This window comes from Acinetobacter sp. P1(2023), from assembly GCF_028367635.1.
GTDB lineage: Bacteria > Pseudomonadota > Gammaproteobacteria > Pseudomonadales > Moraxellaceae > Acinetobacter > Acinetobacter pittii_E.
Window position 1 is genome coordinate 36,872 of the sequence record NZ_JAQNDD010000006.1, and the last position, 13,529, is coordinate 50,400.

Consider the following 13,529-nt stretch of genomic DNA (forward strand, 5'->3'; position numbering starts at 1 on the left):
TTAACTTATTTACACATGACTTTTATTGTTGCTATTCAATTAAACGATAGCATTATTGTTGCATCAGATAACAAAAAAGTTAGCCAAGAAAAAGATGGAATAATTAAATTTTCACCTGAAAAAATCTTGAAAATGCATTCATGGCAAAATGGTATAATTACAGGGTCTGGTGAATATCAAGTTATAAGTCGAGCCGTTAATCTTTTTAAAAATCTGTCCACTCCTGCAATCGAAGATCTGCCACATTGCTTACTTATTTCTAGAATTATTAGAGAATCAGAAATTGGAAATGATCTCTTTCAAGTAGAGAATAGTAAACTGCTATGTTCAAGCTATAATGACAATGGAGCACAACTCTATAAAATTGAAAAATTTTCGCCTCAACAAGATTATTTTCTTATCCCATTAGAACGCAATGAAATTAATATTTTGCTTGCTCACCCCAACATTGATGTGATCATAAGTAATCTACAATCTTTATATGCAGAACTTAAAGATTATTCAGTTTTTCCAAATAAAATTGAATGCATGAATTACTACATTAAACAACTTTCACCTATTTTTAAGATACAAAGCCAAATTGATCCCTTAATGAGTCAAAGTTTTGATATCTTCTTACAATCAAGAAGTGAATTTCTTCTTAATCATGTGTCGAATATATAAAGTTATCAAATAGCATCTAATCAAAGATATTTTTTTAATAAATATTTATTATGAACCTAAGCTTAAAAATAATTTTATTCTTTTAACAAATGAAATAGGACACTGCTAGTTTATTAAAAAATATAATATTAAAATAATAAATATTAAAAATATAAGATTATAATGCGCCACCAAATAGGGACCTGTTCATAAGACCTATTTATAAACTTTAATTCATTAAGATACTAACAAGGAAAAATATGAGACTCCGTTTTATTTTACCTACTTTATTTCTAGCTTTACCTTTAACTGCATTTGCTCAAGATACAGCTTCTCAAATACAAACTATTGCAAACCCACCTATTTGCTTAATTGAGGGTACTCCTTCAGCAGAGCACTATAAATCTATTAAACGTATTAAAGCCGCAAAAGGAACTTATGGGGGTTTTGAAGAAGTAAAACCTAAATTAGCCAATGTTGCTCGTAAATACGGTGCAGATGTAGTGATTAATTATCACCAAAGCCAAAGATTTGGCTTCTGGCCATGGCGTATTGTACGTCCTGTACTTACAGGTACTGCGGTGAAATGGAATACACCTGTTGATTGTGCAGCATTGGGTGGAAAACAAGTTTATTAATACAAAATGAAAAAAGCCCAACATCCTGTTGGGCTTTTTTCGTATTTCGTTACTAGGTACACTTCCTGTAATACCTCACGTCCTGATGCTTAAACTTATTATTGTTGTTTTACGTTTCGGAACTTCCTGTTCCTGATGAGTTCATCATAGGTAATTTGTAGGGTCATAGAAAGAAGTCATTTTCCCGAATGTCTGTAAGAAAAGGCTTACGAGCTTGTCAGACTACCTCTATCCTTCTTTTCTCTTCTCTATCATTTTTTCAAAGTGTTTAAGCTGTGGATTTAGTGTATCCCAAGCATAGGCTTGGCTCACAAACACCTCTGCTCTAGGCTGATAGAGACTTGGGTCATCCAAAGTACCTGCACGTATTGAAATCATTTCAGGGGCAATTTCAGGTAAGCCAAAAAGCTGGGAACCACAAGTCGGGCAAAAAGCTCGTTTAATAGGTCGGCCAGAAGATCCTAAAGACTCAAAATATTTAAGCTCGCCAATTACTTTCAATTCAGATTGGTGAAAAAAAGCGATGGGTGCATAGGCTGAACCTGTGGCCTTCTGACAATCCCGACAGTGGCAATTAAAGCTATAACGCGGCTCCGCTTCGCTTTGATAGCTCACCGCTCCACATAAACACGATCCTTGGTATTTGGCTGACATGGCTCATCCTATTTTTTTATTGCTGTAATTTGAATATAACGTACATATCCATTTTGGTAGAGTTGTTGGCATAACTTTGCAGTCATTTGAATTTTAAAATTTGCCAACCCTCGGCTTTGATTTTGTCGTTGCTGATTTTGAATATACTGTGAAAAACCGAGTAATACTTGCTCAGATAAATCTTCAATTTGAATATCGACGAAACCTTGTTGTTCCAAAGTCTTTCTTAGCATTTTCTCATTTGGTACAGCCTCCCAAACAACGTCTGCTGCTTTGAGTAAATACCGATGCTTTTGTTCTTGTAGGGCAGTCATGTTTTGACATGAGTCGGCACGCATTAAGTAATGAAAACCTAATCGACCTTTTGAATTTAAAACTGATGTGACCGAATCTAGAAATGAATTTAAATTGCTGTGATAAGCCGCATCGATACAGAGCACTACATCGAAGCCTTGTTTAAATTCAAATTGTTTTAAATTTAAAAATGAACCGCAGAAAATCTGACTTATTTCGGGAATAAGATTTTGAATTTTATGAACGCATTGGGCTTGTAAGTCAACTGCGCTGAGGCTTTTAGGCTGATAATGCTTTAACCAGTGCAACAAACTTGCACCCTGTCCGCAGCCTAAATCTAAGAGATGATCTTTTGAATTTAAATTGACAGCTTGTGCCAAATGGTCAGCCAATTGGCGACAAGCTTCACGGTAGCTTTGGGTATTTTTCCAAAAACCCAAATTTGTCCAAGCAAGCTCCCCATCATCTCCCAAGTTTGATGCATCAATCGCATATTTATGGGGAATGAGTCGAGAAAGAGCTGCTCGAACTTTTATTTTCACAATTTTAGTAGCCGAGTTCTGGGGCAACTTCGACCTTAGGTTTTAAACCTACAAATGGTAAAGGTGCACCTAAAATTTCAGCAATATGCATTGCAGAAGTGACTGCTGACTCTAAAATTGGCAAGCCATCGCACGACCATGAACCACAGTAAAATACTTTACGGCTTGGGTCTAAATGACGTTGTTGCAATTCTTTGTTTAAAGCAACCGTTTGCGAGTCTACAACTGCACGCGTTAAAGTCACTTTTGAAATCACTTTTTTAGGGTCAATATCAACCACTGGACGCCAAGTTTGGAATACAGGATTTTTACCCACAAGTGTTGGCTCAACCGCATTCATCCATACCGTGAATTGCTGACGTGTAAACTTACGGTCCATCATGTAGCTCAACACTGACCAGTCTTTACGGCGTGGCGGCATGACTGTCGCATCGGTATGAATCACAAGATCGCCTTGTTCAAAGCGGAATTGCTTAAGCAAGTTCATATCTTCTGCAAACTGTTCAGGATTTAAAAACTCATCGATTTTAGATGTTGGGGTTGCAACAATCACTCGATCAAATAAGTTCTGTTCACCTTGGCTGTTTTCAACCAGTACTTTTTCGCCTTGTAGTTCAACTTTCTTAATTGCCGATCCGCTATGGATATCGATGCCTTTAATCAAGCTATCTACAAATGCTGGTGTGCCACCTTTCATGCGCAACAACATGTCGCCATCAGTTAAGTGACGTAAAAACTCAAGTAAGTTTTTTGCAGGCCAATCGCCAATTGTTTTTGGATTACACGTACAAATTGTATAAAGCACTGGCATAACCACACCATGCCAGAATACTTCTTCAATATCATTCTGATTAATAAATTCAGCGAGGGTAATATCTTGATTTTTAGATTTGAAAAACTGGTGAATCGCAGTTTTTAATTGCAACATCCCTTTCACAAGACGCCAGCCATATTGCTGGATGCCTTTACGGTTATTAATAATCGGGAAATTACCAATACGGCTACGAGAAGTCGTTAACCATGTTTCCGTACGATCTTCGAATAACCAGCTACAAGACATATAAGTACGAACAGGGAAGGTTTTAATGCCTAAATGAGCAGCAAGGCTAAGTGTATTTTTCCATAAGTGAGGATTCATCACACGTAGCGGTGCATCAATAATTCCACCATCGAACTCAATGCTATGGCTATCCATTCCCCGGCCAGGAAGTGCTTCAAATATCGTGATCGTATGCCCTGCATCTTTCAGAATTCTTGCTGCCGCAAGCCCTGCCATTCCACTGCCAATAATTGCGATATTCAAAATGATGTCCCATTTTTCGAGAATTTTTTTGATTATCACTCATACCCTAAAAAAACACCGTATTAAAAACTACCAGATTTTTATTTTTTGCATCAATTTATATAGAAAATATTTAACTGCTCACTCGTCTCATTTTTTATATTTTTTTACAAAACCAGAGAACTCTATAAGACCTTATATTTTTTAAAAATTTAAAAAAAATCTTTTAAATAAAATAAGATAATTTAACTATATTTATATCATTTGTTTTACAAGCATCTTTTTTTAATATATTATTAACTCATAATAATGAGAAGCAAATCACACAAAACAATGCCGAAACAACAATGCAAACCATCATAAAAATAGAAACTTTACAGCGAAAAAGCCCGCTATTCATACTTGATAGCGGGCTTTTTATTACTTTGCTTTTAGAGCTTAATTAAATGCCATTTAGCAATTTAAGCTTCTTGCATAATTGAACCGAATTTTCCACGATTAAAATCATTAATCGCTTCCATAATCTCGGCTTTGGTATTCATTACGAATGGACCATAACCTTCGATTGGTTCATTGAGTGGTTGGCCAGTTAACACTAAGAATTTAGTGTCTTCTTCTGCATTCAAACTAAACTCAACACCCTCACGAGACAAAATCGCAACGGTTTTACCTTCAAGGCGATTTGCATCATTGACCACAACTGTGCCATCTAATATCACAACAAGCGTAGTGTGACCTTCAGGTACATAAAGGGTATGTTTTTGGCCTTTAGCCAATTTACCATCCCATACATTTAACGGACTAAATGTCGTTGCTGCACCTTTTGCATCTGCATATTCACCAGCAATCACACGCAAATGACTACCGTGCTCGTCTAGTGCAATGTCTGGAATATCTTTCGCTTCTATTGCTTGGTATTTTCCAGGCGTCATTTTTGAATGAGCAGGTAAATTGACCCACAATTGCACCATTTCAAAAAGACCACCATGCTCTGCAAATTCAGGAGAATGGAACTCTTCATGCAACACGCCTGCACCCGCAGTCATCCATTGCACATCACCAGTTTTAATGGTTCCACCGCCACCGCTTGAGTCTTTATGAGTCACTTCACCTTGATAGGCGATTGTCACTGTTTCAAAGCCACGGTGAGGATGCGAACCTACACCTTGCTGTTCGGTCGTTGGTGAGAAGTTATAAGGCGCTGCATAATCGAGTAACAAAAATGGGCTTAGGGTTTGGCCTAAACGGTCATAAGAGAACAGGTTATATACAGGGAAACCATCACCCACCCAATGCATGTGGTTATTTTGATATGCACCAAGAAATTTCTTCATCTGATCTCTCCTATATATGTAGGATTTTCTTGAACTGAGATTGATTTTACGCCTCAATAATTGCAGGTTATAGATCAGGATTAGCAACACATTATTTCATATATGAGACAATCTCAATTTTTCAGAAAGTCTCTTAGTGATCGTCCTATTTTTAAAATTCTTAATCCTATTTTTTAGACTTAAACACAACATAAAACTCAACTAGCATAATTTTAGGCAATGACGACCTACTCAAATAATTTTTGATTATTCATTTTGATAACACGAGGAAATAAAAAATGGCTCAAGATTACGTGCGCTTAGACAAGGATAATGCTGCGGTTCTTTTAGTTGACCACCAAGCAGGTTTACTTTCTTTAGTTCGAGATATCGACCCAGATAAATTTAAAAATAACGTATTAGCGCTTGCAGATGCTGCGAAATATTTTAATTTACCGACTATTCTTACCACGAGTTTTGAAAACGGTCCAAATGGCCCTTTAGTTCCAGAATTAAAAGAGCTTTTTCCAGATGCACCATTTATTCCACGTCCTGGTCAAATCAACGCTTGGGACAATGAAGACTTTGTAAAAGCGGTCAAAGCGACAGGTAAGAAACAACTGATTATTGCTGGTGTGGTCACTGAGGTTTGTGTGGCATTCCCCGCTTTATCTGCTCTCGCAGAAGGTTTTGAAGTGTTTGTGATTACTGATGCTTCTGGTACTTTCAATGAATTAACCCGTGATGCTGCTTGGGACCGCATGTCAAAAGCAGGTGCTCAGCTGATGACTTGGTTTGGTATGGCATGTGAGTTACACCGTGACTGGCGTAATGATGTGGAAGGTCTAGGTGCACTCTTCTCAAATCATATTCCTGATTATCGCAACCTAATGACCAGCTATAGTTTTAATACATCGCAAAAATAAGCTGAATTGTTAAGATTAGAGTGCCTAAGCACTCTAATCTTAAATTTAAATGGATTGATCTGACATTGATAAGCTCTTTTGATGATTTTTATTATTTTTATTTGGTCGTAAAACACGGCGGCTTTAGTGCGGCCAGTGAAGCCGAAAATATTAGTAAATCTAAGCTCAGCCGACGTATTATTGATCTTGAAAATAAATTTAATGTGAGCCTTATTCAAAGAACAACCCGCCATTTTAAAGTGACCGATTTAGGTCAAGAATTTTATGAGGAATGCTGCAAAGTTATTGCTCAAGTTGAATGTGCAGAAAACGTTTTGTTAAAACAAAAAAGTGAACCGCAAGGGGTAATAAAAGTAAGCTGCCCACCTTTAATGATGCATTTTCAAATTAGAAAAATTTTAAATCAGTTTTTAAAAACCTACCCTAAAGTTGAAATATCGCTTGAGCTGACGAGCCGTCGAGTAGACATTCTGCATGATGATATCGACCTCGCCATTCGTACCAATTTCGAACCGAATGAAGATTCAAATTTAATTGTTCGTGATGTGATTAAAACCGACCACTGCCTAGTGGCTTCCCCTGAACTACTGCAAGGTCGCACCATCGAGCATTATTCCGAATTACAGGAATTTCCAAGTATTAGCTTAGGAACTCAAAAGCAAAATTACATTTGGCATTTATGCAATATTCGTAACGGTGAATCAGTTGATATCCCTTATCAACCACGAATAAAAAGTAATGATTTGGCAGGCGTTTACTATGCGGTTATGGATGGTTTAGGCATTGCCGATCTTCCCTTTTTAACTGTCGAATCTGAAATTCGTAAAGGCACACTTGTGCATATTCTTCCTGACTGGAAGTCGAATATTGGCATGCTACAACTGGTTTATGTATCCAGAAAAGGCCAACGTCTTGTGGTCGAGAAGCTCATTGAAACACTGATAGAAGAACTCAGACGTTTACCAGAAAGCCATGAAGGATACCTACCGACTTAAATAAAAAACCGGTCATGAATGGGCATGACCGGTTTTTTGTGACACATCACATACAGCATAACTGCATGTTTTCGTTCAGAACAAAACGAACTCGTTTGGTTCCTTACTCAGATAAGTCTACGCAGAGGTATTTCATTTCAACATATTCTTCGATGCCGAATTTTGAACCTTCACGACCTAGACCTGACTGTTTTACGCCACCAAACGGAGCAACTTCATTTGAAATTGCGCCTGTGTTAATGCCGACCATTCCGTACTCAAGTGCCTCACCCACTCGCCATTGACGCGCTGTGCTTTGAGTAAATAAATAAGCAGCTAAACCAAACTCGGTATCGTTCGCCATTGCCACTGCTTCATCTTCAGTTTTAAAGCGGAATAGCGGTGCAAGCGGACCAAAAGTTTCTTCTTTAGACACTTTCATGTCTTGAGTTACGCCAGTTAAAACTGTTGGCTCAAAGAATGTGCCACCAAGTGCCGAGCGTTGACCACCAATACGAACTGTTGCGCCTTTCTCGGTTGCATCTGCAATATGAGACTGAACTTTTGCAATCGCATCTTCATCAATTAAAGGTCCTTGAGTTGAACCTTCTTGACGGCCATCACCAACTTTAAGCTTAGATACAGCTTCAACCAGACGCTCTGCCAATGCATCGTAAATACCGTCTTGAACATAAATACGGTTAGCACAAACACAGGTTTGACCGCTGTTACGATATTTACTTGCCATAATGCCCTGAACAGCTTGTTCAAGGTTGGCGTCGTCGAACACCACAACTGGTGCATTACCACCAAGTTCAAGTGAAAGCTTTTTAATGGTTGGCGCACATTGTTGCATCAAGATACGGCCAACTTGAGTTGAACCTGTGAAGCTTAACTTACGAACAATATCGCTTTCGCATAGGGTTTTGCCGACTTCAACCGCATCACCACTAATGTTAATTAAAACATCCGCTGGTAAACCCGCTTGTAAAGCCAATACTTCAAGCGCATAAGCGGTTAACGGAGTTTGCTCTGCTGGTTTCACCAACATTGAACAACCCGCAGCAATCGCTGGACCTGCTTTACGCGTAATCATGGCAGCCGGGAAGTTCCACGGCGTAATTGCCGCAGTAACACCAATCGCTTGTTTAATCACAAGCAGACGTTGATTTGGCAACGTAGGTGTTAAGACTTCACCATCAATACGGCGCGCTTGCTCGGCAAACCAGCGTATGAATGATGCTGCATAACCAATTTCACCACGTGCTTCTGCCAATGGTTTACCTTGCTCAGCTGTTAAAATTTGAGCCAGATTTTCTTTGTGCTCAAGCATGAGGTTGTACCATGCCAATAGCACATCAGCACGCGCCAAGGCGGTTTGCTTTTTCCAAGCAGCTTGCGCTTTTGCTGAGCGATTAATTGCGGCTTCAACCCCTGCACGGTCATAGGTTTTTACCCATGCCAAAGTTTCACCCGTAGCAGCATCATTTACCTCGACATAGTCATTTGATGCAGGTGCTTCTAATGAGATATCAGGATGTTTTAATAAATACTGCAAATTATTTTGAATCATGCAGATTGCTCCATTGCTTTTGCACTACCTGCTTTTAGTGTCGCAAAACCTTGTTTCAAGATATCAAGACCTTGACGGAATTGCTCAGCAGGAATGGTTAATGGATATAAGAAACGAATTACATTACCGTATTTACCACAAGTAAGAAGTAACAACCCATTTTCCATTGCATAGTTTTGTACAACTTTTGCTTGTTCAGCTGTTTCAAGCTCTACCGCTACCATTGAACCCAATGCACGAATATCAGTTACGACGTCACCTGTTGCTTGTTGAATATCTTTAAGTGCAACAACCAACTCAGCACCTAATTCATTTGCACGGTCGCATAGGTTTTCTTCTTCAATTGCATCAATTACCGCGTGTGCAGCTGCAACCGCAATCGGGCTACCTGCGTAAGTACCACCTAGTCCACCTGGGTTTGGTGCATCCATTACTTCTGCACGGCCAACAACACCTGAAATTGGGAAACCGCCGCCCAAGCTTTTCGCCATCGTGATGAGGTCTGCTTTCGTCTCGTAATAGTTCATTGCAAACAATTTACCAGTACGGGCAAAACCTGATTGCACTTCATCAGCGACAAGTAAAATACCGTGCTTGTCGCAAATTGAGCGTAAACGTTTTAAGAATTCAGCTGGCACAACATTGAAACCGCCCTCACCTTGTACTGGCTCAAGTACAATTGCTGCAACATCATGTGGTGCAATATCTTCACTGAAAATATCTTCAACGCTTTCAATTGCCGCGTCTACTGAAATACCTTTAGCAGGTACAGGGTAACGTGCGTGGAATACCCCCGCTGGCATTACACCGAAATCACGTTTGTAAGGCGCTGTTTTACCCGTCATTGCCATAGTCATGAATGAACGACCGTGGAAACCATTACCGAAAGTGATAATGCCGTGACGACCTGTATAACAACGAGCAATCTTCACCGCATTTTCAACTGCTTCTGCACCAGTTGTGAAAAAAGCTGACTTGGCAGGACCAGCAATTGGCGCACGCTCATTAATACGCTCAGCTAAAGCTACATAGCTTTCATATGGTGTTACTTGATAGGCAGTATGCGTAAATTTAGTGAGTTGTTCAGTCACCGCTGCAATCACTTTAGGGTGGCGATGGCCGGTATTTAAAACCGCGATACCACCAGCAAAATCGATGAATTGGTTGCCTTCCTTGTCCCAAAGCGTAGCATTTTCAGCTTTTTCCGCATACCACTGGCACATCACGCCTACACCACGTGGAGTTGCTTGCTGTTTACGTGCGTTAAGTGCAGAATGTTGATTATCCATTTGATTCCCTCATATTTTCATCATCAGTTGCAGCTTTGGTTTTTTGCATCCTGTGCTTAATTTTCAGGGTGCTTTACAACGACTGCCTATGCATGTAATTTCGCTCGTCTGGTGCCAACTGACGAGAGCCACTTTTTAACTGTAGGAGAGAGCCAATTGCGTAGTTTACTTGGAGATCATTTGCTGCAACGACTCCAACAGGACACTGAAGGGAAACTACATCAACGCCTTTTCCGTTGCCTGCGTGGTGCCATTATTGATGGAGTCATCCAACCCAAGACCCGTCTACCTGCGTCACGCGACTTAGCCAGTGAAATTCATGTTTCAAGAAATACAGTGCTTACTGCCTATGAACAACTACAGGCTGAAGGCTACTTAGAAGCTCGTACGGGTCATGGCACTTGGGTTGCCGAAAAACTACCAGAGAGTTTTTTAAATACACAAAATAAGAAAAAAGTGGTTTCAAGTCCGAAAGCTCAAAGCTCTTATGCCCTATCACAGCGTGGTTCCAACTTATTGGGCTATGCTGCAGCGTCACCACACCAATGGGGAGCTTTTGTGCCGGGAGCACCCGATGTGACGGAGTTTCCGCATCATATTTTTAGTCGTATTCAAGCACGCTTAAGCCGTGAACCAGATATTAACCGTCTTATTTACAGCAATGCGGGTGGATGTATTGAACTTAGAAGTGCGTTGGCAGATTACTTACGCGTTGCACGATCAGTTCAGTGCGATGCGGACCAGATTATTATTACCGAAGGCATTCACCAAGCGATCGACTTAGTCTCACGTGCCCTTAGCGATATGGGAGATAAAATCTGGATTGAAGATCCCGCTTATTGGGGAATGCGTAATACGTTACGTATTAATGGTCTTGATATTCAGCCAATGCCTGTCGATGCTGAAGGCATTATTCCTGAAGAAAATCCAGCGGTACCGCCTAAACTTATTTTTGTCACACCTTCACATCAATATCCGCTTGGCTCACATTTAAGTCTTGATCGTCGCAGACAATTGATTCAAATCGCACGTCAGCACAATAGCTGGATTGTCGAAGATGACTATGACAGTGAGTTCCGTTTCTCAGGTCAGCCTTATCCCTCTTTACAAGGTTTAGAAAATGATGCGCCTGTGCTGTACATGGGCACGTTTAGTAAAACCATTTATCCATCTTTAAGAATTGGTTATTTAGTCGTACCAAAACCACTTTTTTCACCACTACGTATTGTGGCAGCCGAGCTTTATCGTGGGGGCCATTTGCTTGAGCAAAAAGCCCTCGCTGAATTTATTCGTGAAGGCCATTATGAAGCCCATATTCGCCGTATGCGCCTACTTTATGGCAAACGCCGTGACTACTTAGTGAGCCTTATTCAGCGTTATCTTGGGCCCGAATTTATTCATGAATATGATGAAGCCGCGGGGTTACATCTGGTTTTAAAACTGCCAAACGCTTGCGATGATGTCGCGATTGCGGCGACTGCGCTTGAACGTGGTGTTAAAGTTCGTCCACTGTCTCAGTACTACATGCAGTCGCATGCACATGCCGAACGTGGATTGCTCATGGGCTTTGCATGCGTAAATGAAAAAGACATGGTGATGGCTTTTGGCGTCTTGCTCCAATGCTTACGTGAAGCAGGTGTACCTACGCTGAATTAACGGTTGTCTCTTATGAAGACAAATAAAAAAAGAGCCTCATAATGAGGCTCTTTTTGTTTAAAAATTCTAAACTAACTTTTCTTCATGGCTGTGAGTTAAATGAGTCGCTCTACGATCTTTACCCCACCCCAATTTTTCAGACAACAACCCGAAGAACACAATAATGCCGAACAATGCTGTAGTGTAAATCACTTCTTTAAAGTAGGTGCCTTCAATCAACATGGTAAGAATTGCACCAATAATTGCAAAGATCACCACGTATGTTAGATAAGGGAACATCCACATTTTAAAGTCAATTTTTACGCCTTCCGCTTCAAGTTTCTTACGCATACGAAGCTGAGAATATGCAATGGTCAGGTATACATACAGTGTTGCTGCACCAGTCGTTAGCATGAAAAAGTCATAAACATTCATACTCTCGGTTGCAGTTAAAATTACTGCAATCACTGAGAAGAAGCATGACACAATCACCCCAACCCAAGGGCTGCTTTTACTGTTTACAGAACCAAAACTTTTTGGTGCATCACCACGTTTAGCTAAAGAGAACAACATACGTGAACATGTGTAAAGTGCTGAGTTAAAGCAACTACATACCGATGTTAAAACCACAAAGTTAACGATATGGCGCGCACCCGGAATGCCCAGAGCAGACAGAGTCACACTATAAGTACCCCAAGTTGAATCTTTCAAAAGTTCATTGTTGTGGGGAATCAAACATACCGCAACGAACATTGAGCCGACATAGAATAAAATAATTCGCCAAACCACCGAGTTCGATGCTTTACGAATTTCTTTAGATGGATTTGCCGATTCTGCTGCCGCCACAGTGACAATTTCAGCGCCAATATAGGCGAACATGACCCCAAGCAAGGCGGTAATAACGGATGAACCACCATTAGGCATAAAGCCTTGAGAAGTTAGGTTACTAATACCAGAAGCAGCCGGATTGCCCCAAGGCCACAAATGCATGATGGCTAAACTACCAATCACAAGGAAAATAACAATCGCGATGACTTTAATGAGCGCAAACCAGAACTCAAACTCGCCATAGTTTTTCACGTTTTGCAAATTAACGACAACAAGTGCACCAATCACCACGACCATATAGGCCCAGATCGGTATAAACGGGAACCAGTTGTTTAGAATTTTACCTGCAACATAAGCTTCCCACCCCATGAGCATTGCCAAAGTACACCAGTACAACCAGCCAATTGAAAACCCTGCCCAACGACCAATTGCACGGTCCGCATAGGTTGAAAAAGAGCCACTATCAGGATTTAAAACGGCCATCTCGCCTAACATACGCATGATGAACCAAACGAGTAAACCACCTAATGCATAGGTTAGAAATACCACAGGGCCGGTGTTATAGATAATACTGCCTGAGCCAACAAACAGAGAACCGCCAATAACCCCAGCAATCGAGATCATGGTGAGGTGGCGTGATTTAAGTCCATGTTTTAAACTTTGGGAGTGATTGGCTTCAGAACCATTTTGATGAGCTGCCATATCATTTTCCTTAATATATGGAGGATATCGGCTAGTCTCGGAAATCCTCCGAAGCCAAAAAATATCCCCTAAAAATTTAGCCGTTCTGCCCAATTCCTAAAACAGAAAATTCACTGAGCTTATCCGGCGCTTCCGTATGCATACTTCCAATGGCTTTAATTTGTCGTTTCGGCACTCAAGAAACGAGAGCCATTTTTGTAATAAAAGAGAGAGCCAATTGCAAAATTTATACGCAAA

12 protein-coding genes are annotated in these 13,529 nt (G+C 40.3%); 5 read left to right on the top strand and 7 right to left on the bottom strand.

Translation table 11 applies throughout. The annotated features are described in order from the left end of the window. The first annotated feature begins 15 nt into the window (after positions 1 to 15). Positions 16 to 663, top strand: a complete 648-nt coding sequence (locus POD11_RS10650; RefSeq protein WP_262457160.1) for a hypothetical protein — start codon at positions 16 to 18, stop codon at positions 661 to 663. Positions 664 to 902: 239 nt separating this feature from the next. Next, a complete protein-coding gene (locus tag POD11_RS10655) occupies positions 903 to 1,280 on the top strand; it encodes a hypothetical protein (protein ID WP_016143733.1) in 378 nt (125 codons plus the stop codon). A 228-nt stretch (positions 1,281 to 1,508) separates the two neighbouring features. Here POD11_RS10655 and POD11_RS10660 read toward each other — a convergent pair whose 3' ends face one another. The 4 genes from POD11_RS10660 to POD11_RS10675 all read right to left on the bottom strand — a co-directional run bounded on the left by POD11_RS10660 (position 1,509) and on the right by POD11_RS10675 (position 5,386). Next, on the bottom strand, positions 1,509 to 1,934 hold the full coding sequence (locus POD11_RS10660; protein WP_262457161.1) for a GFA family protein: 426 nt from the start codon (positions 1,932 to 1,934) through the stop codon (positions 1,509 to 1,511). Positions 1,935 to 1,942: 8 nt separating this feature from the next. Beyond that, a complete protein-coding gene (locus POD11_RS10665; RefSeq protein ID WP_262457162.1) occupies positions 1,943 to 2,770 on the bottom strand; it encodes an SAM-dependent methyltransferase in 828 nt (275 codons plus the stop codon). 4 nt (positions 2,771 to 2,774) lie between these two features. Continuing rightward, positions 2,775 to 4,073 (bottom strand): FAD-dependent oxidoreductase, encoded by a 1,299-nt coding sequence (locus POD11_RS10670; protein WP_050501297.1) that lies wholly within the window; start codon positions 4,071 to 4,073, stop codon positions 2,775 to 2,777. Between the two features lie 440 nt (positions 4,074 to 4,513). Beyond that, the gene (locus POD11_RS10675; RefSeq protein ID WP_262457163.1) at positions 4,514 to 5,386 is read right to left on the bottom strand and encodes a pirin family protein; all 873 of its coding nucleotides are present in this window, start codon (positions 5,384 to 5,386) and stop codon (positions 4,514 to 4,516) included. 278 nt (positions 5,387 to 5,664) lie between these two features. On the opposite strand from POD11_RS10675, the gene ycaC reads away from it, so the two are divergent. Together ycaC and POD11_RS10685 are read left to right on the top strand one after the other, a co-directional pair. Beyond that, a complete protein-coding gene (ycaC, locus tag POD11_RS10680; protein WP_002052204.1) occupies positions 5,665 to 6,291 on the top strand; it encodes an isochorismate family cysteine hydrolase YcaC in 627 nt (208 codons plus the stop codon). A gap of 20 nt (positions 6,292 to 6,311) precedes the next feature. After that, entirely contained in the window at positions 6,312 to 7,286 is a 975-nt protein-coding gene (locus tag POD11_RS10685; protein WP_262457164.1) for a LysR substrate-binding domain-containing protein, read from the top strand. 103 nt (positions 7,287 to 7,389) lie between these two features. On the opposite strand, the gene POD11_RS10690 is transcribed toward POD11_RS10685, so the two are convergent. Then, entirely contained in the window at positions 7,390 to 8,838 is a 1,449-nt protein-coding gene (locus POD11_RS10690; RefSeq protein WP_016142807.1) for an NAD-dependent succinate-semialdehyde dehydrogenase, read from the bottom strand. Then, positions 8,835 to 10,127 carry a 4-aminobutyrate--2-oxoglutarate transaminase gene (gene gabT, locus POD11_RS10695; protein WP_004789969.1) on the bottom strand — a complete coding sequence of 431 codons (1,293 nt, stop codon included), beginning with the start codon at positions 10,125 to 10,127 and terminating at the stop codon, positions 8,835 to 8,837. The genes POD11_RS10690 and gabT overlap by 4 nt, the downstream gene beginning before the upstream one ends. A 156-nt stretch (positions 10,128 to 10,283) precedes the next feature. On the opposite strand from gabT, the gene pdxR reads away from it, so the two are divergent. After that, entirely contained in the window at positions 10,284 to 11,783 is a 1,500-nt protein-coding gene (pdxR, locus tag POD11_RS10700; protein ID WP_062850269.1) for a MocR-like pyridoxine biosynthesis transcription factor PdxR, read from the top strand. Between the two features lie 66 nt (positions 11,784 to 11,849). Here pdxR and POD11_RS10705 read toward each other — a convergent pair whose 3' ends face one another. After that, positions 11,850 to 13,292, bottom strand: coding sequence for an amino acid permease (locus POD11_RS10705; RefSeq protein ID WP_016142804.1), 1,443 nt, complete (start codon positions 13,290 to 13,292; stop codon positions 11,850 to 11,852). Positions 13,293 to 13,529: the final 237 nt, after the last annotated feature.

Coding starts and splice junctions, on each gene's coding strand:
- POD11_RS10660 (WP_262457161.1), bottom strand. CDS start 1,934: ATGTCAGCCAAATACCAAGGATCGTGTTTATGTGGAGCGGTGAGCTAT.
- POD11_RS10690 (WP_016142807.1), bottom strand. CDS start 8,838: ATGATTCAAAATAATTTGCAGTATTTATTAAAACATCCTGATATCTCA.
- POD11_RS10655 (WP_016143733.1), top strand. CDS start 903: ATGAGACTCCGTTTTATTTTACCTACTTTATTTCTAGCTTTACCTTTA.
- POD11_RS10705 (WP_016142804.1), bottom strand. CDS start 13,292: ATGGCAGCTCATCAAAATGGTTCTGAAGCCAATCACTCCCAAAGTTTA.
- gabT (WP_004789969.1), bottom strand. CDS start 10,127: ATGGATAATCAACATTCTGCACTTAACGCACGTAAACAGCAAGCAACT.
- POD11_RS10675 (WP_262457163.1), bottom strand. CDS start 5,386: ATGAAGAAATTTCTTGGTGCATATCAAAATAACCACATGCATTGGGTG.
- POD11_RS10650 (WP_262457160.1), top strand. CDS start 16: ATGACTTTTATTGTTGCTATTCAATTAAACGATAGCATTATTGTTGCA.
- ycaC (WP_002052204.1), top strand. CDS start 5,665: ATGGCTCAAGATTACGTGCGCTTAGACAAGGATAATGCTGCGGTTCTT.